23 protein-coding genes are annotated in these 23,982 nt (G+C 54.3%); 3 read left to right on the top strand and 20 right to left on the bottom strand.

The window, feature by feature from the left end:
* Nucleotides 1–69: 69 nt before the first annotated feature.
* Complete coding sequence (locus NYE26_RS13265) at nt 70–465, bottom strand: DivIVA domain-containing protein (RefSeq protein ID WP_036728841.1); 396 nt, start codon at nt 463–465, stop codon at nt 70–72.
* Nucleotides 466–652: 187 nt separating this feature from the next.
* On the opposite strand from NYE26_RS13265, the gene NYE26_RS13260 reads away from it, so the two are divergent.
* Entirely contained in the window at nt 653–1,216 is a 564-nt protein-coding gene (locus NYE26_RS13260) for a TraR/DksA C4-type zinc finger protein (RefSeq protein WP_339256395.1), read from the top strand.
* A 107-nt stretch (nt 1,217–1,323) separates the two neighbouring features.
* On the opposite strand, the gene NYE26_RS13255 is transcribed toward NYE26_RS13260, so the two are convergent.
* Complete coding sequence (locus tag NYE26_RS13255; RefSeq protein ID WP_036694148.1) at nt 1,324–1,683, bottom strand: helix-turn-helix transcriptional regulator; 360 nt, start codon at nt 1,681–1,683, stop codon at nt 1,324–1,326.
* 580 nt (nt 1,684–2,263) lie between these two features.
* Between NYE26_RS13255 and NYE26_RS13250 the strand changes: the two genes are divergently transcribed.
* Both NYE26_RS13250 and NYE26_RS13245 read left to right on the top strand, forming a co-directional pair.
* Nucleotides 2,264–2,716, top strand: coding sequence for a MarR family transcriptional regulator (locus tag NYE26_RS13250; protein ID WP_339256393.1), 453 nt, complete (start codon nt 2,264–2,266; stop codon nt 2,714–2,716).
* Nucleotides 2,717–2,738: 22 nt separating this feature from the next.
* Nucleotides 2,739–3,257 (top strand): GNAT family N-acetyltransferase, encoded by a 519-nt coding sequence (locus NYE26_RS13245; protein WP_339256391.1) that lies wholly within the window; start codon nt 2,739–2,741, stop codon nt 3,255–3,257.
* Between the two features lie 110 nt (nt 3,258–3,367).
* Here the strand turns inward: NYE26_RS13245 and NYE26_RS13240 are convergent, their stop codons facing one another.
* From NYE26_RS13240 to NYE26_RS13155, 18 genes are all read right to left on the bottom strand, one after another.
* Nucleotides 3,368–4,012: a general stress protein gene (locus tag NYE26_RS13240; protein ID WP_036728847.1), complete on the bottom strand. Its 645-nt coding sequence runs from the start codon at nt 4,010–4,012 to the stop codon at nt 3,368–3,370.
* 108 nt (nt 4,013–4,120) lie between these two features.
* Nucleotides 4,121–6,613, bottom strand: a complete 2,493-nt coding sequence (hrpB, locus tag NYE26_RS13235) for an ATP-dependent helicase HrpB (protein ID WP_339256389.1) — start codon at nt 6,611–6,613, stop codon at nt 4,121–4,123.
* Between the two features lie 218 nt (nt 6,614–6,831).
* Nucleotides 6,832–7,242: a DnaJ family domain-containing protein gene (locus tag NYE26_RS13230; RefSeq protein ID WP_339256387.1), complete on the bottom strand. Its 411-nt coding sequence runs from the start codon at nt 7,240–7,242 to the stop codon at nt 6,832–6,834.
* Between the two features lie 151 nt (nt 7,243–7,393).
* Nucleotides 7,394–7,774, bottom strand: a complete 381-nt coding sequence (locus NYE26_RS13225; RefSeq protein WP_036728853.1) for a GIY-YIG nuclease family protein — start codon at nt 7,772–7,774, stop codon at nt 7,394–7,396.
* 25 nt (nt 7,775–7,799) lie between these two features.
* The gene (locus NYE26_RS13220) at nt 7,800–8,567 is read right to left on the bottom strand and encodes a DUF2087 domain-containing protein (protein ID WP_339257467.1); all 768 of its coding nucleotides are present in this window, start codon (nt 8,565–8,567) and stop codon (nt 7,800–7,802) included.
* A gap of 174 nt (nt 8,568–8,741) precedes the next feature.
* Nucleotides 8,742–9,551: an SDR family NAD(P)-dependent oxidoreductase gene (locus NYE26_RS13215; protein WP_036728859.1), complete on the bottom strand. Its 810-nt coding sequence runs from the start codon at nt 9,549–9,551 to the stop codon at nt 8,742–8,744.
* A 205-nt stretch (nt 9,552–9,756) separates the two neighbouring features.
* On the bottom strand, nt 9,757–10,623 hold the full coding sequence (locus NYE26_RS13210) for a transglutaminase family protein (protein WP_076077821.1): 867 nt from the start codon (nt 10,621–10,623) through the stop codon (nt 9,757–9,759).
* Nucleotides 10,620–11,573 (bottom strand): alpha-E domain-containing protein, encoded by a 954-nt coding sequence (locus tag NYE26_RS13205; RefSeq protein ID WP_339256384.1) that lies wholly within the window; start codon nt 11,571–11,573, stop codon nt 10,620–10,622. Before NYE26_RS13205 ends, NYE26_RS13210 begins: the two co-directional genes overlap by 4 nt.
* Before the next feature lie 29 nt (nt 11,574–11,602).
* Nucleotides 11,603–13,066, bottom strand: a complete 1,464-nt coding sequence (locus NYE26_RS13200; protein WP_036728868.1) for a circularly permuted type 2 ATP-grasp protein — start codon at nt 13,064–13,066, stop codon at nt 11,603–11,605.
* A 551-nt stretch (nt 13,067–13,617) separates the two neighbouring features.
* Nucleotides 13,618–13,815, bottom strand: a complete 198-nt coding sequence (locus NYE26_RS13195; protein WP_339256382.1) for a hypothetical protein — start codon at nt 13,813–13,815, stop codon at nt 13,618–13,620.
* A gap of 16 nt (nt 13,816–13,831) precedes the next feature.
* Complete coding sequence (ftsY, locus tag NYE26_RS13190; RefSeq protein WP_036728871.1) at nt 13,832–14,824, bottom strand: signal recognition particle-docking protein FtsY; 993 nt, start codon at nt 14,822–14,824, stop codon at nt 13,832–13,834.
* A gap of 57 nt (nt 14,825–14,881) precedes the next feature.
* Nucleotides 14,882–18,451, bottom strand: coding sequence for a chromosome segregation protein SMC (gene smc, locus NYE26_RS13185; RefSeq protein ID WP_339256379.1), 3,570 nt, complete (start codon nt 18,449–18,451; stop codon nt 14,882–14,884).
* 207 nt (nt 18,452–18,658) lie between these two features.
* On the bottom strand, nt 18,659–19,363 hold the full coding sequence (gene rnc, locus NYE26_RS13180) for a ribonuclease III (RefSeq protein WP_036728876.1): 705 nt from the start codon (nt 19,361–19,363) through the stop codon (nt 18,659–18,661).
* 14 nt (nt 19,364–19,377) lie between these two features.
* On the bottom strand, nt 19,378–20,616 hold the full coding sequence (gene fabF / locus NYE26_RS13175; RefSeq protein WP_081751295.1) for a beta-ketoacyl-ACP synthase II: 1,239 nt from the start codon (nt 20,614–20,616) through the stop codon (nt 19,378–19,380).
* Nucleotides 20,617–20,792: 176 nt separating this feature from the next.
* Nucleotides 20,793–21,026, bottom strand: a complete 234-nt coding sequence (gene acpP, locus NYE26_RS13170) for an acyl carrier protein (RefSeq protein WP_036694165.1) — start codon at nt 21,024–21,026, stop codon at nt 20,793–20,795.
* Between the two features lie 124 nt (nt 21,027–21,150).
* Nucleotides 21,151–21,900, bottom strand: coding sequence for a 3-oxoacyl-[acyl-carrier-protein] reductase (fabG, locus tag NYE26_RS13165; RefSeq protein WP_036728883.1), 750 nt, complete (start codon nt 21,898–21,900; stop codon nt 21,151–21,153).
* A gap of 51 nt (nt 21,901–21,951) precedes the next feature.
* Nucleotides 21,952–22,875, bottom strand: a complete 924-nt coding sequence (gene fabD / locus NYE26_RS13160; RefSeq protein WP_036728885.1) for an ACP S-malonyltransferase — start codon at nt 22,873–22,875, stop codon at nt 21,952–21,954.
* 113 nt (nt 22,876–22,988) lie between these two features.
* Nucleotides 22,989–23,978: a beta-ketoacyl-ACP synthase III gene (locus NYE26_RS13155; RefSeq protein WP_155991613.1), complete on the bottom strand. Its 990-nt coding sequence runs from the start codon at nt 23,976–23,978 to the stop codon at nt 22,989–22,991.
* Nucleotides 23,979–23,982: the final 4 nt, after the last annotated feature.

The following is a 23,982-nucleotide window of genomic DNA, read 5'->3' as shown; positions in this document are numbered from 1 at the left end:
GTCCTACCCCCGTCCAGAGTTATACTTATGCTGCATATTGTTGTCTCTCACGCTGTGGCTGCACAGGGCTTACAAATACCCCTCCGTGCGGGGAATGGGCAATCTGTCCTTGAGCTGACGCACATTGGCTTCCAGCTTGATGATAATATCTTCGAGATCCTGCGGATCAATGCCCTTAATAATCGGCACAGGGGCCGGAGTGGCTGCGGTCTTCACCTCTGCCTTCAGCTCTTTCATCTCAATCTGCTGCTCCTGCCATTTATCCATCAGATCCGCTATGGTAGCATAGAACCGTTCATAATCCTTAATGACGCTGTCCAGGAACGTATCCACCTCTTCGGCATCATAGCCGCGAAGCTTCATACTGAATTCCTTCTCATGAATGGTAAGTGCATCAAGGGTAATACCGAGCTGGCTGAACAGCTTTCTCTGCTTATCCAGCCGCCGTTTCATATGTTCGTCCATTTCATAACCTCCAAGTGTATGCTGCATTCATCCGGCAGGTATTATTATAACAGGGTGAAAGCAGCATGAAAATATCACTAAAGTTACAATTCAGCATAGGGATGCCTGCTGATTGCCCTATAACACATTAGGGTAAGGAAAGATTACGACAGTATAACTACTAATCAAGCTGAAAGGAAGATGACAGATGAGCCACTTAACCAAAGACCAATTGACTAAGCTTAGAACCTCGCTTGAAGAACGCAAGGCAGAACTGGAACAGCATTTCTCCGGCAATGGAGCAGAAGACAGCCTGCTTGGCGATTCCCTTATCCTCTCAACGGGCGAGCTCTCTTCGGTCGATAACCATCCCGCCGATACAGGAACAGAGACGTTTGAACGCAGCCGCGACCTGTCCATCAACACCTCGCTATCCGAAGAATTAACGGAGATCGAAGCTGCTCTTGCGCGGATGGACAACGGAACGTACGGCATCTGCGAAGCCAGCAAGCAAGAGATTCCTTATGAGCGGCTTGAGGCCATCCCCTACACCCGCTATACCGTGGAACATGCCCCAACCAGCAATGACATTGACGCACGTCCTGTGGAAGAAGAGGTCATGACCCCGCCGCCAACCGGTGCAGGCGAAGGACGCCAGCAGAATAGCGGAAGGTTCGACGACGCTGGTGCCTGGGAAGCCGTGGAGGATTATGGCAGCGCAAGCTCGCCGGTAACCCCGCCGGGCCAGGATTCTGAAGATGAGGATTCCTGAGCCGGCAGGTCACGACTTGTGAGGGTTCTGGATAGACTGATATAGATGAGTCCGCCGGAACGTGGCCAGATCGATATGCATGAGCCCGCCAGCTCGTGGATCTCCCATCAGAAGTTGTCTGCTACTGCCTTATTAAGAATACCAAGACAACGGTCCAGATCGGCCTTCACCTGCTTCTTATATAGTTTGGCCTTCTCCTCCCCGTCCGAAGTGAAGTGATACAGGACAATCTCCTGAAAATCGACTTTCGGATCGCTCCCCTTAAGCTGCTTGGTACGGTAAAGTATCCCTTGCTGCACCAACTCATGCAGAGCGCGGTAAATTTCACTTTGGGGAGGCGAATAGCCATGAGCTTTGAAATCTCTGCGCAGATCCTCCAGCATCTGATAACCATACCCCTTGTGTTGCTCCACCATCGTAATCAGATATACCTTTATAAACGCCCGCTGAGCAATCATAAACGCCATAAGACACCTCCCGGGGTGTTTTTTTGTTAGAATCCTTAGAGAAGAACAGCCATAGCCCCTTGTCACTTAATTCCGGCAGTCAAATGATGTGGGTAGCATTTCCAGCTACAACTCTAGTATAAACTCTATTTCCCAGTTTTCACAACAAGTTATATTTTATAGTTTCATTTTTCCGGTGCGGAGTTTAGGTTTACTTTTTCTGTTTTGAAGAAGATAGGTACGCATATGGTGAGACGGTTAGATGGTATTAGTAGATACGGCTGGTGTTTTTATGCACTCTATTGTGAATTTTTCATATGATGAATTTATATTAATAGAGAACGACTTTAACTTTCCGCCCCGGACACCCGTTGCTTATACCTCTGCAGAATAAAGGTTATTGTGGACGCAATAAGTCTTTTATTAATATTTGGGGTCATTATTATGAATTTTTCATATGATGAAATGACATGAATAATCCCCCCCTCTCTGCCTCTCCACAGACGATTACTCTTATTTATTTTGTTGTAATTGCAACAAAAATCATGTATTATTTTAAAACTATAGGCTTGGAAAATACATGATCAATGGGGCTGTGATTATGAAGGAGATTCTACGCGAGGTTGGAATGATTGCCCGGTCACTGGACTCGATCAGCAATATCGAATTTAAGCAATACGACCTTACCAGGGGGCAATATTTGTATCTGATGCGGATCTGTGAGCATCCGGGGATGATCCAGGAGAAGCTGGCTGAAATGATTAAGGTGGACCGGACAACGGCTGCCCGCGCTATACAGAAGCTTGAGATTAACGGTTTTATTGAAAAAAATGAAGATCGGCACAACAAAAAAATCAAGAGGCTGATCCCTACAGAGAAAGGGCAGGCCGTCTACCCTCTGCTCAAGAGAGAGAACGATTATTCTAATAGCGTAGCGCTGTCCGGCTTCTCCGAAAGTGAGGCTGAAACCCTGGTAAAACTCCTGCAAAGAGTCAGGTCCAATGTGGAAAAAGACTGGGAATATGTAAAAAAGGGAAACAAACGGGACTATTGATTATACAAAAGGAGAATTATAGATGACTATTTTGATAAAGAGATGCTCTTCCGGCGATCTGGAGACCTTGCAAAAAATCAGTATTGAAACGTTTACGGACACCTTCAAAAATCAAAATTCACCAGAAGCTATGGAAGCTTATTTGAAAAGAGCATTTTGTACAGAGCAATTAAAAAAAGAATGCGCCAACCGCCATTCTGAATTTTACTTCATCTATTATAATGAAGAAATTGCCGGGTACCTGAAGGTTAACGCCGATGATGCCCAAACCGAACATATGGACAAGGACTCGCTTGAAGTGGAACGGATCTATATTAGAAGGCCCTTTCATAGGCTGGGGCTAGGGAAACAGCTGATTGAGAAAGCGGTGGAAATCGCGGCCGAAAAGAATAAGAGGAAGCTCTGGCTGGGGGTTTGGGAACAAAACGGAAACGCAGTTGCCTTTTATACAAAATTGAATTTCGTACAGACAGGAACTCATTCTTTCTATATGGGTGACGAGGAGCAAACAGATCTAATCATGACCAGAATCATCCTCTAGCACAATTAATTTAATCAGCACAAAATCAAGCACAAAGAACTGCCCGGGCATGTTCGCCGCAGGCAGTTCTTAAGTATGCTATAGGAGCGGGCTTAAGCCTGCTATAATTTTTAGATTTTGTCGCGGTTGTAGAGGTCCGGGTCACGGTCTGCATTCATCGAGCCTCTGTTGCCCAAGGTATTGCCAACCGTCGTGTCCCTAGGGACCAGGTCAGGGTTAGTTGCTCCGCGGTCAGCCAGCGTATCCTCTGGATACAGGCTGTCGTAACGGCCGGAATTGAGTGAACGGTTGCCCCGGAATACCGTATGGATATCTCTTCCACGGCCGTTGTCATCGACCAGGACGAGGATTTTACCGCTGTCGATGTAGCCTTCGTAGTCTCTGGCCTCATCCTCGGGAATGCCGAGTCCGATTAATCCGCCTACCAGTCCGCCTGCTCCTACTCCGATGGCCGCCCCTGTTAGTGTAGCTGCGATTGGGCCTGCAGCAAGGATTGGGCCAATTCCCGGAATGGCCAGCGCACCGATCCCGGCCAGCAGTCCGGTAATTCCGCCCACTACGCCGCCGGTGGCCGCACCTGTAGCAACGCCTTCCGGCGCCATTGTTCCTGTATCCTCGGAGATGTGTTTCAGGTCATCTCGATCCTTCGTAATTACTGAAATCTCATCGTTCGTGAACCCTTGACTCTGCAAACTTTCAATTGCTCTGGTTGCTTCTTGTTCCGTATCGAATACGCCAATAATTTTCTCTGTCACTTGAAGCCCTCCTTCGTAATTGTTGTTCGCTACTCTATTACCCGTTCACGCGGTGCCCAAACAGGAAAAGCATCACCGGATGAATTAATACCTGATACCCCTCTCATTCTATTTGGTAGGACGGGTACGGTTGGTCGGCACTGCCTCCAGCGGATTATCCGGCCAGTAGTGCTTGGGATAACGGCCTTTCAGATCTTTTTTCACCTCGAAATAAGTGTTCTGCCAGAAGCTGGCCAGATCTGAGGTGATCTGCATCGGCCTTCTCGCCGGAGACAGCAGGTGCAGCAGCACCGGGACCTTCCCTCCGCCGATCCGCGGAGTATCCGTCTGCCCGAACATCTCCTGCAGCCTAACTGCCAGTACCGGCGCCCCGGGATTACTGTAATCCAAGGGAACCCGCGAACCGCTCGGTACCTTAATATGCGTCGGCGCCTCCTTGTTCAGCTGCTGGCGGCTGTTCCAGTCCAGCATCCCCTCCAGCGCCTGCGCCAGCTTCACCCGCTGTAAATCACGGAGATTCCGCATCCCTTGTATAAAGGGTGCCAGCCATTCCTCCAATGTATCCTTCAACGCCTCATCCGACATATCGGGCCAGTCGGCCCGCTGCGAGTGCATGAATTCCATCCGCTGCCGCAGCTGGAGGGTTCCCTTCTCCCAAGGCAGCAGCTGTAGCCCTTCCGCCGCGATCACCTTCAGCAGTACGCTCTCTGTCTCCTCGGAAGTAGCCCGCTCATGGGTCGTCTGCTTCAGAATGAGCGCCCCCAGCCGGGTCACTCTTCGCGCCTTCACGCTTCCGCTCTCACTGTCCCAGTAGACTTCGCGCTCCTCAAGAAGGCTGTCCGCATGATGCTTCAGCAGGTCCTGCTCGGAGAGCGCTGCGGCAAGCATAATCCGGCTCTGCCCGGCACGGTCATCCACGCCGGGTGCCACGATGTAGGGCGAGCGCGCCAGCGGCTGCCCCTCGCGCATCGCCGCCCCCCGGCCGCCGGAGAGCAGGAACGCGCCATTGCCGCGCTCCTGCCCGATCCGGTCGGGATAGGCGAACGACAGCAGCAGGCCGCTGCGGCTGATGTCGCCGGGCCCTTCTCCCGGCGCTGCCTGCAGCTGCGCCAGGAAGCTGCGGCTCTCGCGCTGCACCGCGCGCAAGGCCGCCGGGTCCGCTCCGCCGCTACTGGCGGAGCGCTCGAACCCGAGCAGCGCCTCCACGCGAAGCGTGAGGTCGCTATCTAGAGCCGCGGGACCCCGGAAGAGGTCCCGCTCCTGCAGCAGCGCAGCGAGCCTGGCGGCGAGCGGCGCAGCTGCAAGGTCTGCCGCGCGCAGCAGCATATGCGCGATGCGCGGGTGCGCGCCAAGCACGGCCATGCTGCGGCCGTGCGGCGTAATGGCGCCGCCGGCGTCCAGCGCACCGAGCTGGCGCAGCAGCGCCGAGGCCTGCGCGTAAGGCGCGGCAGGCGGCGCATCCAGCCAGGCGAGCGCTCCCGGATCGCGCACGCCCCACAGCGCCAGCTCCAGGGCGAGCTGCGCCAGGTCGGTCTCCATGATCTCCGGCACGTTGTCGTCCGGCAGATGATCATGCGCCTCTCGGCTCCATAGCCTGTAGCAGACGCCTGGTGCTGTGCGGCCTGCCCGGCCGCGCCGCTGATCGGCCGAGGCCTTCGAGACCGGCACCGTCGTTAAGCGCGGCATGCCGGTACGCGCAGAGAATACCTGCGTCCGGCGAAGCCCCGTGTCAATCACCGAGCGTACCCCTTCGATTGTCAGACTCGTCTCGGCAATGGAGGTTGCCAGTACGACCTTCCGTTCGCCTTCCACTGCAGGAGCCACCGCCGCATCCTGCTGCGGCTGCGGCAGTTGGCCATAGAGCGGCCGCAGCACCGTTCCCGGCGGCAGACTTCCTGATGCCAGCTCCTGCTCCGTCCGGCGGATCTCCCGCTCGCCGGGCAGAAAGACTAGCACATCCCCCGGCTGCTCAGCAAGCGCGCGCCGGACAGCGGCGGCTGCGGATTTCTCAGGGGTAGCATTGCCTGCCTCCAGCACATAGACCGTCTCCACCGGATACGTCCGGCCCGGACAACGGACGACCGGCGCTTCGCCCAGCAGAGAAGCTACGCGTTCTCCGTCCAGGGTCGCCGACATCACCAGAATGCGCAGATCCTCGCGCAGCACACTCTGCGCTTCAAGCGCCAGTGCCAGTCCAAGATCCGCATGCAGACTTCGCTCATGGAACTCATCGAAGATCACAAGACCCACATCCCCCAGCGAAGGATCGCTCTGGAGCATTCGCGTCAGCACGCCTTCCGTCACAACAACAATGCGTGTATTCCGCCCCACCTTGGTATCCATCCGCATGCGATAGCCTACGGTCTGACCCACACTCTCCCCCAGACAGGACGCCATATAAGCTGCGGCCGAACGCGCTGCCAGGCGTCTGGGCTCCAGCATCAGAATGGTTTTACCGGTCAGCCAAGGCTCCTCCAAAAAAGCAGGCGGCACCGCCGTTGTCTTCCCCGCTCCAGGTTCGGCAATCAGAACGGCCGCTGCACGGTCTGTCAGAATTCTCTTCAGGTCAGGGAGCACCTGCATAATCGGAAGCTGCTTCATTTCATCTCTCCATCATCTGCTAAAAGTTAAGTTAAATCTCCATCTCCCTATCATCGGCGAATTCATTCCAGATATCAAGCAGTTCATTGCTTCTGCAAGATAGATGCCCCGTTCAACAATACACTCCCACCTAATCTCTGCACAAAAACCCCCGGTTCCATGAACCGGAGGTCTCATACTTACTTCAATACTCGTCTACTCACCCGTTTCCTCACCCACTACTCCCTACCATCCCGTTCCACCCCGGTCAGCCGCTGCCCGATCGCGTCCCCGTAATCTGCATATGCAGCATTGCTTTCCAGACCCCGTTCCTGCAAAAGCATCTGAAGACGCAACCGCTTCAGCGAGAGCTTGCCCTCCAGCTCCTTGCGTTCCCCGGCAGTGCTGCTGCCGCTGCGGTGGCAAGCCACCAGCAGCTCTTCGAGCGTTACGCACTCTGCCCGCAACGTCACTTCCTCCGGCAACAGCCCGGCGTTCTTCATAATCTTGTAGGACATCCGCAATTCCTCCGGTACGCCGGAGAGATCCTCCAGCGCAAGCGGCTTACCGTGCCCCGGCAGATTGGAGAACTCTCCGCTGCGCATCGCTTCCTGAATTCTCTGTTCTGCAAGCCAAGATAATATAGCCATCCACACCGTTCCTTTCATCAGCGCCCCGTTGCCCTTTTACATTCCAAACGGCACATTCTGCTACAGCTTTGTCCTTATTTTAGCACGGGTGCTGCTGAAATTCATTCCCGGTTTGCCTGTAAGTTATCGCTTCTTATCACCAGGCAGAAAGCTATTTCTGCTTATGATATCCGCGCTCCCCGTAAGGAGACAACTGCTCCAGCCACTTACTCTCCATGTCCGGCAGCATCTTACGGTACTTCTTCAGCTCCTGTACATCGGCCACGAAATCCTCCTCCGGCTTAATCTGCTCCAGCACCTCGAAGCGGAAGCCGGCTTCACCCCGTTCATTCCAGTCTTCCTGCAGCGCCTTGTTGTCATGGCCTTTGATATCCAGCATGAACTTATGCTTATTCCAGACCCCGTCCAGATTCAGGCTGCTTCCCACATACATTTTGTCATTGCCGGTGTTCACAATCCGGTATACCCCCATCGGCCTGTGCGAGTGTGCGTAATTATATCCCAATTCCTTGCGTCTGGTTTTATCCGTCATTACTTCTCTCCCCTTCTTCTCTCCGTTATAATTTCACCCAGTAGCTGCTTCCGTCTTCTTCACGGTCCAGCAGCCCGTAATCGATCAGATACCGCCGGAGCGTCACGTAATCGGGGTAAGCGGCTTCGAGCACCGCATTGATTTCCTTCTCACTATACTTGCGCCCGGTCTCAAAACGCTGCAGCAAATGGCGCAGGATAGCCGCCTTCCGCTTCTGCCGCTTAGGGAACTCTGACAACGGGCCGTCCGGCCCCTGTTTGAAATAGGTGCCCAGAATCTCGGCGTTCTCCTGCTCGGTAATCGCGAACCGTTCATCAACCATCACAGCCGTACGCGGAATACTCACAAAAGGAGATAAAGCTCCAGGCTTCTCCTCAGCCAGCTCCATAACCGCCAAAAACAGCTTGGCCTGCTTCACCTTCTCGCGAAGCGTGAACCGGTGGTTACGCACCGTGGAGGTGCTGCCGATCCCCAGCTCCTTGGCTGCTTCTGCATCGCTAAGACTTTGGCGGAAGGCCTGCAGCAGTCCCTTCTGCAATTCGGTTAACCCGCTGAGCTTCTTGTCCAGCGTCAGCAGCCAATGGAACATCCCGCCATGAACCCTGTCCACATGCAGAGCTGCGAACTTCTCCGCTTCGTAATACTGCCCTTCATCCTTATAGATCAAGCCCTTCTCGAAGGCAGCTCCGCAGACCAGACAATGATACTTTTCCGTCCGCCCTTCCGTCTCCACATTATAGCCCTGCTTCAATTCTGCAATGGACGCATTCCAGAATTTCTCCGATATCCGCACTGCTTCATTCTCTTCTACCAACCGGACCACCACACCCTTTGTTTACTTTTATATAGACATATTATCATTTTGTTTGTTATTTTACAACCATCTAATTAGATTGTTTATGGCAAAAGAAAAACACCGCCAATCATGGCAGTGTCTCATAATAGAAAGAACAGCAGCAGGATATGCCTAAGACAACAAAGACTCCGCACCGTCAATCACAATCTGCGAGCCGGTAATATGAATGGATTCATCCGAGGCCAGGAACGCGACCAGATCGGCGACATTCTCCGGCTTGCCCGGTCCGTCTGCCAGCGGCTGTGCTCCTTCAGGGAATTCAATTGGAATGACAATGGACTCCACATCATCGTTCCACTCCGTGCTCTCGTCGATATTCGTGGCAATCGCTCCCGGGCAAATGACATTGACGCGGATTTTGAACTTGGCCAGCTCCAGTGCAGCCATCTTGGCAAAAGCGACCTGACCGGCCTTAGTAGTACTATATGGTGACCAGCCGAAGCTGGTAAATCTGCTGTTGCCGTTGATCGAGCTGGTAATAATAATACTGCCTTTGCCCTTCTCCTTCAGATGGGGAATGGTGTATTTCAGGGTCAGGAAGGTGCCAGTGAGGTTGACAGACAACGTCTTCTCCCAATCATCCACGCTCAGCTCCTCTATCGGCCCGACCACTCCGTTAATGCCAGCATTGGCGAACACAATATCCAGACCTCCGAAATGCTCCACGGTTCTGCGCACCGCTTCCTCCATCCGGCCGGCATCCGAAGTATCCACATCAATAGCTAACGCGCAATCCCTGCGCAGCTTATTCAATTTCTGTTCAAGGATTGAAGTACGTTCGTTCACCAGATCGAACAAGGCGACATTCGCACCTTCACGTGCCAGCTGAATTGCTGCCGCTCTGCCGATTCCCGAGCCCGCACCTGTGATTATGGCTGTTTTCCCTTGAAAACGCTGCTTTTTTGCTATATTGGGGCTCATATGTACACTCTCCTTCCGTGAATACCATTCTGCATGTAATGGCTCTGTTTCAAGATTACCCAAATGATGCTTGATTATAATCATGTTATGCAAAAAATTGCACAAGCTCAGTGCAACATGCACAGCCTATCCGCTTGATAAGCCCCTGCATATCTTGTCTGCAACAGCAAAAACCCCACATCTGCGGGGGCCTGCTCTGGCTCATTTAATTTTCCAGCTGCCGTACATCCACCTTAACCGTAAGCGTGCCCGCTGCTCCGCGGTATACGCCTTTGACCGGAACGATATCCTTATAATCCCGTCCATGTCCAAGCTTGATATACCGCCAGTTCACTTCAACATTATTGGTCGGATCGAAGCCCAGCCAGCCCGTACCCGGAATATGTGTCTCCACCCAGGCATGGGAGGCCTGTTCGAAGTTCGCATTGCCCCCCTGCAGATCCCCGACAAAATGGTACCCGCTCACATACCGCGATGGCAAGCCGACACTGCGGCAGACCGCAATCATCAGATGCGCATAGTCCTGGCAGACTCCGCGCTTGAGCATCAGTGCTCTTTTTACCGTAGTATTGACGCTTGTCGCCTCAGGATCGTACGTAAACTGCTCATAGATGGTGGACGACAGCTTCCGGGTCCATTCATACATATCCTCTGCATCCTCAAAAGGATGCTGCGATGCAAATTCCACCAGCTCCGGCGTCACCTCGGTGTACCGGGTAGGCAGAATAAACTCTATATACCGGTTCTGAAATTTCTCGTCATTCAGCAGCTTCACCTGCTCCTCCAGCGGAATATGCGGCAGATCCGTGCCCTGCGCCTTGTCGAGCGTGACCACGGTCGCTTTGGTGTGAATCACCATTTCCGTGTGCGGCTTATTCACCGAATAGGCATGGACCCGGTTGCCGAAGAAATCCTCATAGGTTAGCAGATTGGCTGGCGGGTGCACCTCCACCTCATGGTGATAGCAGGATTGCCGGTAGTTCGTGCGCGGCGTCAGCCGGATCTCATTGACACTGTCCGTCACCGGCTCGGGGTAGCTGTAGGTGGTTGTATGGTTGATCTGTATTTTCATACCGAGACTCCTTCACGGCGAAAAAAAGCACCGTCCATCGTTCGGCCGAGCCTCTGACAGGATATCATCAGTGACTCCAGCACATCCAGGGTCAGGTCCCCGGACATCTCGTCCTTCTCCATATAATCCAGCTCCGCCTTGATCTTGCCCGCCTGCCGGATCACCTTCTCATGCCCCGAGCCCTTCTCTGTAGTGTCCAGCTCCAGCTTGGCCAGATGCTCCTCCAGCTTGTGGAACGAGAAGCGGATCGAACGGGGGAACAGCGGGTTCACGATCAGGAATTCCAGGATGCACTCCGGCGACATATCATCGGCATAATACCGGCGGAAGGACTGATATCCGCTCACCGATTTCAGCACAGCCTGAAGCTGGGTATAGATAGAATTGATATCCTTCGACTTGCAGGATACGGTGACGGTCTGCAGGATACGCGTCGTATTCTCCGCCCGTTCCAGAAACCGGCCGCTCTCGATGAAATGCCATTCATTGCCCCGGAGCATTACCGATTGCTCCGCGCCAAGGAACATCGCCGCCCGTTCCTTGACCTGCTGATAGAATTGATGGGGACCGCGCATGATATCCGCTACCGACTGCTCCCCGAGCCACAGGTTGAAGCCGTTGACAATATCCCACAGTTCACTCGGCAGATGCTGGCGCAGAGTGCGCAGATTATTCCTGGCCTGATGTACACAGGAGAACAAGGAATTGGTATTCCCCAGATCCAGCGTGATGAAGGATAATACGTCCTGTTCGCTGAAGCTTTCGAACTGCCGCAGATATTCACTCCGTACCCCAAGCGCGTCAATCAGGCGCGACCACTTGTGGCCCTCTTCCTTGAAATCCTCTTCCTGCTGGATATGGTAATGTACGTCGATCAGCCGGGCGTGATTCTCAGCCCGTTCAATATAACGGCCGATCCAGAATAGAGCCTCCGCATTGCGATTCAGCATTCTAGCCACCCCTTTAACGTAGATAGTCTCTAGGCCATTACCCAGGTATCCTTCACTCCGCCGCCTTGGGAGGAGTTCACGACCAGCGAGCCTTCGCGCATCGCTACCCGGGTCAAGCCCCCTGGAATGACATGCGGCTTGCGGTCAGCCCCCATCAGCACAAATGCCCTCAGATCGATATGCCGCGGAGCCATACTGCCTTCTGACAAGACCGGTGCACGGGACAGCGACATAATCGGCTGGGCGATATAACGCTCGGGTTCGGCCAGTATTTTGAGCCGGAAGTCTATGAGTTCCTCCTTCGTCGCCTCACTCCCGATCAGCATGCCGTAGCCCCCGGAGAGAGACGTCTCCTTCACCACCATTTCAGACAGATGGTCCAGCACATACTGGCGCTCTTGCGGCCGTGACAGCAGATAGGTCGGCACATTGCCCAGAATCGGCTCTTCATTAAGGTAATAGCGGATCATATCCGGCACATACACATACATGGCCTTGTCATCGGCTACCCCGGTTCCGGGCGCATTGGCAATCGCGATATTCCCTGCCCGGTAGGCATTCATCAGACCTGCAACCCCCAGCAGCGAGCTGGGCTGAAAAGCAAGCGGATCAATGAAATCATCATCCAGGCGGCGGTACAGCACATCGACCTTGCGCAGACCGTTCATCACCTTCAGGTAGATTTTGTGGTCCTGCGCAACCAGGTCACGGCCCTCAACCAGATGAATGCCCATCTGCTGCGCCAGAAAAGCATGCTCATAATAAGCCGAATTGTATTCCCCCGGTGTCAGCAGGGCAATGACCGGGTCTTTGGTCCGGGACGGGGACAGGCTGCGCAGCACGGAGAGAAAACGGTTCAGACTGTGATCCACATCGCGGATCGAGCTGGCAAACGACAACTCAGGAAACAGCTGATTCATGAGCGATCTGCCTTTGAACAGATACGAGAAGCCAGAGGGTGTACGCAGATTATCCTCAAGCACATAATACTCGCCGTCATGATGGCGGATCAGATCGATCCCTGAAGTGGTGATATACGCACCGCCGGGTACACGGAGTCCGGTCATTTCCGGCCGGAAATAACAGTTCGAAATAATCATCCGCCTCGGCACTATACCGTCCTTCACGATGTATTGCTCATGGTAAATATCATGAATGAACAGATTCAGTGCGGTAATCCGCTGCACGATGCCCGCCTCCAGCCGTCCCCATTCCCCCTTGGGGATAATGCGCGGAATCATATCGAAGGGAATCGTCCGCTCCATAGGCTGATCCTGTGCCGGGTTGTACAGTGTAAAGGTAATGCCTTCTTCCATCATCCGACGCTGCATCAGCTTCTGCTTCTCTTGCAGCTCTTCGGGGCTCATCCCGGAAAACATGCGGTTCACATGCTTGTAATGAGGCCGGACGTTCCGTTCATCCGCATACATCTCATCATAGAAATGCTGCAGCGGATACGGAGACAGACCGGGCAAAGGATCTAGTTTGGACATGAGCCCGACTCCTCTCGGATCAGTATAATGTGTTATGTTTCTTGACAAATAAGTTCAAATTTTAAAAATTCACCACGAAAATATGATTTACTACCTTCATAATACGTAAATGATATTATCCATGTCAATATATATAACAGCAAAATGGAGTTTTTGAACTACCCTGCCGCTTTGGAATCGCTTCCTTTCTCTTAAACTTGCTTTTCGGGGTGCTGCATGATGATTCCACATCCAATTGTATGCGGGGATGCTGACAAGCAGTACTATTATGAGTTTTTCATATGATGTATTTTTAATATGATTTCGGCGTATTCTTTGAAACGCCAAAAGGGGAGTAAGCCGAAGGATGGTATGTACTGGTGGAGGCTCCTTTCGGCAGAGGAGCATATGTCCGTGGCGGGAGATTCTGCGCGGGAAGCCAAGAAGCGGCAGCCCCGCAACAACAGGTGGACAAACGTATCTTAATTCTTCGATTTCTGAGGGATAGGGGAAAGCAAGCGGAAAAACTACAACTGCTAGTGTTAGTATCAGCCACATTGACTGAAATGTGCTCAATTAAGTGTTGTTTTTCCAACTCCTGCCCTAACAAAGACCTTTCTTTCATCAGCAAGTGGAGAAAATCCAACTATTTTCTCTTCCCCTCCCCTCTCAGCGGGTCCAATCCGTTCAACAAAAAACCTCCCCGGGAATGAATCATTCCTCAGGGAGGCTGCAATGGCCGTTATTTCGTTCTGCCTGCACTGCTTCAAATGCAAGCCTGAGCAGTTATTCTTCCGAGTCCGCTTCTTCCGAGATCATGCCTGCGAACAGGGCATGCACGAACTGGTCGGAATCGAACGGCTGAAGATCTTCCATTTTCTCGCCCAGACCAACCAGCTTCACCGGCAGGTTCATTTCCTGGCGGATCGCTACCACGATTCCGCCCTTCGCCGTACCGTCCAGCTTCGTCAGTACCAGGCCGGTCACGCCGCTCTTCTCGCCGAACAGCTTGGCCTGGGTGAGCGCATTCTGCCCGGTGGTAGCATCCAGCACCATAAGCACCTCATGCGGGGCGCTTGGAATCTCGCGCTGAATGACACGGAAGATCTTGTTCAGCTCTTCCATCAGATTGCTCTTGTTCTGCAGCCGGCCTGCTGTATCGCAGATCAGCACATCCACACTGCGCTGCTTGGCAGCCTGAACCGCATCGAACATCACCGCTGCCGGGTCCGATCCCGACTGCTGCTTGATCACATCCACTCCGGCACGCTTGCCCCACACCTCAAGCTGCTCAATGGCTCCGGCACGGAAGGTGTCGCCTGCCGCCAGCAGAACCTTCTTGCCTTCCTGCTTGTAGCGGTGCGCCAGCTTGCCGATGGTCGTCGTCTTCCCGACTCCGTTCACGCCGACGAACAGGATCACGGTAATGCCATCCGGATTCTCGTTCAGACTGTTGTCATCATCGCCGCGCAGCAGCTCCATCAGCTTGCGGGAGAGAATCGGCTGAAGCTCTGCCGCGTCCTCGATCCGCTTCTGCTTCACTTCGGCACGCAGCTCCTCTACCAGATTCATGACCGTATTCACGCCGACATCTGCGCCGATCAGAATCTCTTCCAGCTCCTCATAGAATTCTTCATCTATCTTTTTGCGGCGGATAATCAGATCCGAGACCTTCTCAACGAAGCCCTTGCGTGTTTTCTCCAGACCGTCGCGGAACTGTTTCGTTACGCTTTCCGTTTTACCGGAAATGCTGTCTTTCAGTTTTTTGAAAAAACTCATAGGCTTATGCTTCCTCCTAAAGGGTTATAGGGATCACTTCATGAATCCTGCGTCTAATTAAGCTATCTCTGCCTCTTCATCCTCCAGCCGCACGGATACGAGCTTGGACACGCCGCCTTCCTCCATCGTCACGCCGTAGAGTACGTCTGCTTCCTCCATCGTTCCCTTGCGGTGGGTCACTACGATGAACTGCGTCTGCTCCGAGAACTCGCGCAGGTACTGGGCGAAGCGCACCACATTGGCTTCATCCAGCGCCGCTTCCACTTCATCCAGCACGCAGAACGGCACCGGCTTCACCTGCAGAATGGCGAACAGCAGAGCCATCGCGGTCAAAGCGCGTTCTCCGCCGGAGAGAAGCTGGAGATTCTGCAGCTTCTTACCCGGCGGCTGGGCAACGATATCAATCCCTGTCTCGAGCATATGCTCAGGGTCCAGCAGCTGAAGATCTGCCCGGCCGCCGCCGAACAGCTTCGTGAACACCGTACCGAACTCGCGGCGGATGGCATCGAAGGTCTGCTTGAAGCGCTTCGACATCTCCTCTTCCATCTCATGGATGACATGATACAGCGTTGTTTTGGCTTCCACCAGATCATCCTTTTGCCCGCTGAGAAAAGTATACCGCTCATGCACCCGCTGATACTCTTCAATCGCACCCAGGTTGACCTCGCCCAGACCGGAGATGCTGCGCTTCAGACGCTGCACCTCCAGCTGTGCCGCAGGCACATCCTCCGGCACCGGATAACGCTGCTTCGCCAGCTCGTAGCTCAGCTCGTAGTCATCGCTCAGCTTGCGGAGGATATTGTCCAGTTCTACATCCAGCCGGCCAACGGCAACCTCCGTGGACCGGAGCTTGTCTTCGACCGCCCGGAGCGCCTGACGCTGGTCTTTGGTCTCGCCTTCGGCCAGCTCCAGCTTGCGCGAGATCGCCGCGCGGTCGGCACGGGCCAGGTCAAGCCTCGCAGACGTATCTTCCTTGCTCAGCCGCAGACTGTTGACCTCTTCCTTCTGCTTCACGGTCTCCCGTGCATTCTCTTCCAGATCCTGCTCGATGGTCATAAGCAGGCTGCGGCTCTGGCGCAGCTCCTTCTCCTGGGAGCCGGCGTCCTGCCTCATCCGGCGCAGCTGCTCTTCCAGCGAGAAGATCTCCTGATCCAGCTTGCCCTCCGTGACCTTCATCCCGGTCAGCTTGCCCTGCAGCTCTTCCTTGGCCGATTCATTCGCCTTGCGGTCCGACTCGGCACTGCGGATTGCTGCGTGCGCCTCCTGCTCTTCCTTCTCCAGCCGGGACAGCTCTGCTTCCGCCTGCTTGCGGGCCTCATCCAGCCCGCGTACCTCCTGCTCGAAGCCGCTGCGCTCCGCGCCCGCGCCCTCGACCTGCTCCTGCACATGCCGCAGCTCCTGCTCCAGCTGCTTCAGATCGCCGGATACGCGCTGTTCCTCCAGCCGCTTCTCATCACCGTCATGCCGCAGCTGCTCCAGCTTCTGGGAGCCTTTGTCCTGTTCAGCGCGCAAGCGGCTGATCCCCTGCTTCAGCTTGGCAATCTGCTGCTCGCTCTCTTCAATCTCGCCGGAGAGCTGGTCAAGCTGACGCTTGCGGCTAAGCAGGCTGTTGTTCTTTTTATGCTGGCTGCCGCCCGTCATTGAGCCGCCTGCATTCACCACATCGCCTTCCAGCGTAACCACTCTGTAGCGGTATTGGCATTTGGCCGCAATGCGGTTCGCCTGCTCCAGACTCTCAGCGATTACGACATTGCCAAGCAGGCTTCCGATAATACTTCCATACTTGTCTTCATAGCCTACCAGCTCCGAGGCGATACCGACAAACCCTTCAGCACCTTGAACCATGCTGCGGTCACTGCCGGTAATCTGCCGGGGCCGGATCACATCAAGCGGGAGGAAGGTCGCCCGTCCGAGCTGACGCTGCTTCAGAAAAGCAATCGCCTGCCGGGACACCGCTTCATTCTCCATAACCACATGCTGCAAGGAAGCGCCCATGGCGGTCTCAATCGCCATTTCCAGCTTCTCGGGAACGGAGATCAATTCGGCAACTGCCCCGTGTACACCGCTTAGCTGTCCTTTGCGCGCGCCCTTCAGCACCTCTTTGACCCCAAGCATGAAGCCGTCAAAATCATCCTGCATTTCCTTCATCGTCTCATGCCGGGACACCTGGGCTTCGCGCTTCTGCTCCCATTTGCGCAGGCCGCTCTGCGTCTCTTCGAGCAGCTTCTGCCGTTTGCCTGTCTGCTCGCTCTCCGTAATGTATGCGCCTCGCAGCAGCCCGATTTCCTTGCCTAGCGCGGCAATCTTATCCTTCAGCCCGCTCTGTGCAGAGACCAGCTCCTCCAGCCGCGCTGTCCACTTGCCGCTCTCCTCCTGGCTGCGGCTCATCCGCCGCTCCAGGCTCTCCTTCTGCTGATCCGCATAGCGGATCTCGTTGCGCGCCTGGGCCATCAGGTTCATCAGCTCAAGCAGAGCGCTCTTCAGCTTCTCTTCCTTGCTCTGGCTGATGCCTCCGGCTACACCCTGCAGCTTCGATTCCTCATCCGCCAGCTGTGCCCGCAGCTCCGCAAGCGTCTGCCTGGTCTGCTTCAGCTTATGCTCAAGCTCCGCCAGCTCACGCTGCCGCCCCTCAGAGCGTTCGCCTACAGAACCCAGAGTCTGCATGAGCTGTTCCCGGTTCTGCTCCAGATTCCTGCGGCGCTCCTTCAGCAGCTCTCCGTAGCCTTCGCTCTTCTCGTTGGCTTCGCTGCTGCGCAGCAGCTGTTCCTGCAGCTTCTCCACTTCCTGTTCCAGATTACGCAGCTCCGCCCGGCCGCTCTCCAGCTTGGCATCATGGGCAGAGACTATAGTGGACAGCTCCAGCTGCTCCGTCTTAAGCACCTCCAGGCGGGCGTTGCCCTCCTGCCAGGATGTATGTATGCCTTCGATCTGATGCACATATACCGAAATCTCCAGATGCTTTAGCTGCTCCCGCAGCTCCTTGTATCTTATCGCCTTCTCGGACTGGTCCTTCAGCGGTCCCACCTGATCCTCCAGCTCGCTGATCAGGTCATGAATCCGCAGCAAATTCTGCTCGGTCTCATCGAGCTTGCGGCCGGCATCCTTTTTACGTGACTTATATTTAACAATACCTGAAGCCTCTTCAAAGATCCCCCTCCGGTCTTCCGAACGGGTACTGAGAATCTCTTCAATCCGGCCTTGTCCGATAATTGAATAAGCTTCACGGCCGATACCGGTATCCATGAACAGCTCCGTAATATCCTTCAGCCTGCAGGCCTGCTTATTGATCAGATATTCACTGTCGCCGCTGCGGTGGACACGCCGGGTCACGGTCACCTCGCTGAAATCCAGCGGCAGCACATGATCCTCATTATCCAGCGTCAGCGAGACCTCACCGTAGTTGACCGCCTTGCGGGCATCACTTCCGGCAAATATAATATCCTCCATCTTGCCGCCGCGCAGGGATTTGGCACTCTGCTCCCCAAGCACCCAGCGGATGCCGTCGGATATGTTACTTTTGCCGCTGCCGTTCGGGCCGACTACAGCCGTTATTCCGCGCACAAATTCCATCTCCGTTTTGTCGGCAAATGATTTGAAGCCTGCTAATTCAATCCGTTTCAGAAACATAACTCGCTACTCACCTCTGACCCATTATACCATAGTGTTTCCTTGCCAAAACAACCCCATAAAGTGGTGCACCCGCTTCGATGTTTACCCCAAAACATATCATTTCTGATGTTTCGAAAAAGAGCAGCAAAAGTCTGACTTCCGCCGAACCGCCGGCATTCAGACCATTGCTGCTCTACTCCGCATTTCAGATGTTCATATGTGCCTTCAGGCACCATCTTCCTTCAGAAGCAATAACGCCGCTGCCGCTGCCTGCTGCTCCGCTTCCTTCTTGGAGCGGCCGCTGCCGCTGCCGAGTGAACGGCTGGCCATATATACTTCTGAGACGAACTCACGCTCATGCGCCGGTCCGCGTTCTTCAATAATCCGATATTCCAGCGTACCCATCCCATGATGCTGTATCAGTTCCTGAAGCTCTGTCTTGAAGTCGCTCATCTGCATTTGCAGCTTACCGTCGGTTTCCACCAGCGGAAATACGTGATTATCCAGGAATCTCCGGGCCGTCTCCAGTCCCTGATCGAGATAGAGCGCTCCCACGAAGGCTTCGAACACATCAGCCAGCAGAGCCGGGCGGGTACGTCCGCCCGTAAGCTCTTCCCCTTTTCCCAGCAGTACATACCGCCCGAAGCCCAAGGTCTCGGCGAACCGGACCAGCGACGGCTCACAGACAATCGCAGCACGCAGCTTGGTCAATTCTCCCTCGGGCCTGTCCGGGAGCAGATTATACAGATATTCGGACACCGTCAGCTCAAGCACCGCATCACCCAGGAACTCCAGGCGCTCGTTGTCCTGATGCTGATTGAACCGGTGTTCGTTCACATAAGATGCATGGGTGAAAGCCTGCTTCAGAAGTACAGGATCGTGAAATTGGATTTGAAGTTGGCTTTGTAACTGCTTCAGGTCTCCTTTCACTGCACTGTCTCCCCTTACTTATTATATTTTTTGAGAATAACGGTCGCGTTATGTCCCCCGAATCCGAAGGAATTCGACATCGCGATATTCAGCTCCGCCTGACGTGGCACATTCGGAACATAGTCCAAATCGCAATCCGGGTCAGGGTTGTCCAAATTGATGGTAGGGGCAATCATACCCTTCTGCAGGGACAGCCCGCAGATAATCGCTTCCACCCCGCCGGCAGCGCCAAGCAAGTGGCCTGTCATCGATTTGGTTGAGCTGATCGCAACCTTGTACGCATGCTCTCCGAGCGCCTTCTTCACAGCGGCTGTCTCAGATTTATCGCCTACCGGTGTAGATGTACCATGCGCATTGATGTAGTCGATATCCTCAGGATTAATACCGGCATCACGGATCGCCATCTTCATGCAGCGTGCTGCACCGTCAGGATCAGGCTCCGTCATGTGGTGGGCATCGGCGCTGAGACCGTATCCGATGACTTCGGCATAGATCTTGGCTCCGCGCTTCTCGGCGTGTTCCAGGGACTCGAGAATCAGGATTCCCGCACCCTCGCCCATGACAAAGCCGTCACGGTCCACATCAAACGGGCGGCTGGCCTTCTCCGGCTCGTCATTGCGGGTAGACATGGCTCTCATTGCACAAAAGCCTGCCATTCCTGTAGGACGAATGGTGGCTTCCGCACCGCCGCAGATCATCGCATCCGCATCACCGCGCTGGATCAGACGGAAGGATTCTCCGATGGAGTGGCTGCCTGTTGCACAAGCGGTCACTGTCGTTGTATTCGGTCCCTTGGCCCCGAGATTGATCGACAGCTGGCCGGAGCCCATGTTGGCAATCATCATCGGAATGAAGAACGGGCTGACCCGCTTCGGGCCTTTTTCGAGCAGCAGGTTGTGGTTATCTTCCCATGTGCCGAGGCCGCCGATTCCAGAGCCGACAGATACCCCGATCCGCTCTGCATCGATATCTTCACCGATCGTAAGTCCGCTGTCCTTCAGCGCATCTTCACCGGCAGCAACTGCGAATTGTACGAACCGGTCCATCTTGCGGGCTTCCTTGCGGCCGAAGCGTGCTTCCGCATCGAAATCCTTGACCGAGGAAGCAATTCTTGTTGGATATTCACTGACATCAAAAGCTTCAACCAGGGATACTCCGGACTTGCCGCTCATGAGGCTATCCCAGAACGTCTCAAGATCCTTACCCAGCGAAGTCATTACACCCATACCAGTTACAACTACTCTATGATTCAAACATAATCACCCCGTCTATAGGCTGTGTACCTCTACAATGTGTAAACGCAAACATACCAGATGTCTATATAAACTGCAGTCGCCGCAGGATTAGTTAATCTGCGGTTCTGTTATTATCACTGTAAAATGAGGAGAAGTCCCGCCCTGGCAGGAACGGGACCCTCAATCATATGACTCTAGGTATGAGATTGTATGTACTTCACAACTTCACCCACGGTCGTAATTCTCTCTGCATCTTCATCAGAGATTTCCATGTCGAATTCATCTTCCAATTCCATTACCAATTCTACAACATCAAGAGAATCAGCACCTAAATCATCTTTGAAAGACGCTTCTAATGTTACCTCTGCTTCATCGGCACCTAAGCGGTCGATGACAATGCGTGTTACACGCTCCAATACATCGGACATCCGGTTCACCTCCTCTTTTGGTATTATACGAGATATGAAGTCAAAATACCATAGAGCATAAAAAACGCTGCCCTGGCCGCCTCTGTCCATCTTCACCCGTAACGATCTAACGCCCTGCGAAGCCTTACATGTACATTCCGCCATCCACATGAAGCGTCTGGCCTGTCATGTAAGCTGCCCCTTCCGAAGCCAGGAATACCGCCGCATTCGCAATGTCCTCCGCCCGCCCAAGCTCTCCCAAGGGAATCCCCTTGATTAGCTCGCTGCGAACCTCATCGGACAACTCGCGGGTCATGTCGGTATCAATGAAGCCTGGCGCGATGCAGTTCACTGTGATTCCACGTGAAGACAGCTCGCGGGCCGCAGACTTCGTCATGCCGATTACCCCTGCCTTGGCAGCGGTATAATTCACCTGTCCGGGATTCCCCGTCACGCCCACAACCGAGGAAATATTGATGATCCGGCCATAACGCTGCTTCATCATCGGGCGGGTTACTGCCTTCAGGCAGTTGAAGACGCCCTTCAGATTCGTCTCGATGACCTGATCGAATTCTTCCTCTTTCATACGCATGATCAGATTGTCCCGGGTAATGCCCGCATTGTTCACCAGGATATCGATTTTCCCCCAGGTCTGGATAACCTCTTTGACCAGGTTCTCGGCGTCACTGCTGCGGCCGACATTCCCCTGCAGAGCGATTCCTTCCGAGCCCAGCTCGTGAATCCGGGCCACGGTCTCTTCAGCCGCCTGAAGGCTGCCGGAATAGTTCACCGCGACCTTCACGCCATGAGCAGCGAGTGCCAAGGCAATGCTGCGGCCGATCCCCCGGGACCCTCCGGTTACAAGGGCGGTCTGACCTTTTAGTGCTGCAAACATGCTATGTTGTCCCCCTTCGATAATCATGCGGCTGCGGTTAGGCCAAGCTGCTTACCAGCCAGCCTGCACGCTCTCCAGACTGTTGATATTCACAACCTTGACCTTCCTGTCAATCTTGCGGATCAGGCCAGCCAGCACACTGCCGGAGCCAATCTCTACAAAAGTATCTACACCTGCACCTATGAGCCATTCCACGCTATCCTGCCAGAGTACCGGAGAATATACCTGTTCTACCAGCAGCTTGCGGATTTCTTCAGGGTCTGTCACCGGAGCAGCGGTGACATTGACCACTACCGGCATAGCAGGAGCATTGAAGGTTACCTTCTCGAGCTCAGCAGCCAGCCGCTCAGCCGCACCCTTCATTAATGAGGAGTGGAACGGGCCGCTAACCTCCAACGGAATCGCCCGTTTGCCCCCGGCTTCCTTCACACGCTTGACCACCTCATCTACACCGGCTACGGAACCGGACACCACAATCTGTCCCGGACAATTGACATTCGCCAGTTCAACGGGAGTACCCGCTGCTGTAATACTGCGGCATAATTCCGTAAGCGCCTCACGGTCTGCTCCAAGCACCGCTGCCATAGCCCCCTGTCCTCCGGGAACTGCTTCTTCCATGAATTGTCCGCGCAGGCGGACCAGCCTTACAGCATCTTCATAGGACAGCACACCGGCTGCCACAAGAGCGCTATATTCGCCAAGACTGTGGCCTGCCACATAATCCGGCGTAACCTGGAGGCCGCTTAGCGCTTCCAGATAAGCCACACTGGCTGTAACCAGTGCCGGCTGCGTGTTCACCGTCTGCTTAAGCTCGCTGTCCGGCCCTTCAAATACAAGCCCGCTCAGCGGAAACCCAAGCACCTCGTCACCCTTTTCAAAGATTGCACGGCTCTGAGGCAATGCTTCATATACATCCTTACCCATACCGATTGCCTGTGCACCCTGACCGGGAAAGACAAATGCGATTTTGCTCATGAGGGTTAAAGCTCCTTCCCGTTAGCTGCAGCTCCGCCGGGCACATAACGCCTGAGAAGAGCTGCATCGTTGCTATTATTAATTCCGATTATTCACTAGTAATGCCCCGATTCTTACCAGATCAGCACAGAAGCGCCCCAGGTAAGTCCGCCGCCGAAGCCGACCATAAGCACTGCATCGCCTGCCTTCATCCGGCCTTCCTCGGCTGCTTCTACAAGCGCCAGCGGAATGGAGGCAGCGGAGGTATTCGCGTATTTATCAACGTTGACTACAACCTTCTCCGGCGGCAGATCCAGACGCTGCATAGCGGATTGAATAATACGGATGTTGGCCTGATGCGGCACGAACAAGTCGATATTCTCCTTAGACAATCCCGCCTTGGTAAGCACACGCTCCGTAGCCGATCCCATGACGCGAACTGCGAACTTGAAGACCTCGCGGCCATTCATATAGATGAAGTGCTTCTTGTCTTCTACGGTCTGCTGGGAAGCCGGGAGACGTGAGCCGCCCGCTTCCAGATTAAGCAGGCTGCCGCCAGAGCCTTCCGCCCCAAGATCGAAGGACTGGAAGCCGCGTCCTTCCGGAACCTCGCCGACGATAACCGCACCGGCACCGTCACCGAACAGCACGCAGGTGTTGCGGTCTGTATAGTCTGTAATACGTGACAGCGTATCCGCACCGATCACCAGCGCATTGTTATACATTCCATTCTGGATAAAGCCCGTGGCTGTAGCCAGGCTGTAAACGAACCCGGAGCAGGCTGCCGACAGGTCAAAGGCAGCTGCGTTCTTGGCCCCCAGCTTGTCCTGAAGAATGCAGGCTGTGGATGGGAAAGCACTGTCAGGTGTAACTGTAGCGACAATAATCAGATCGAGCTCCTCGGCCTTCATGCCTGCGGATTCCAGTGCCTTCAGGGCCGCTTCATAGGCCAGATCAGAGGTAGCCTGCTCCGGGGCCGCAATATGCCGTTCCCTGATTCCTGTGCGGCTGACAATCCATTCATCATTCGTTTCGACGATCTTCTCCAGATCGCTGTTGGTTAATATTCTCTCAGGCACATATTTCCCAGTCCCAATAATTCCTACCGGACGTAATTGTCTCATGTCT

It is taken from the genome of Paenibacillus sp. FSL P2-0136, from assembly GCF_037975325.1.
Lineage (GTDB): Bacteria > Bacillota > Bacilli > Paenibacillales > Paenibacillaceae > Paenibacillus_AQ > Paenibacillus_AQ silagei.
Note: the sequence above shows the minus strand (reverse complement) of the source record. Positions and strands in the feature narration are given on the sequence as shown.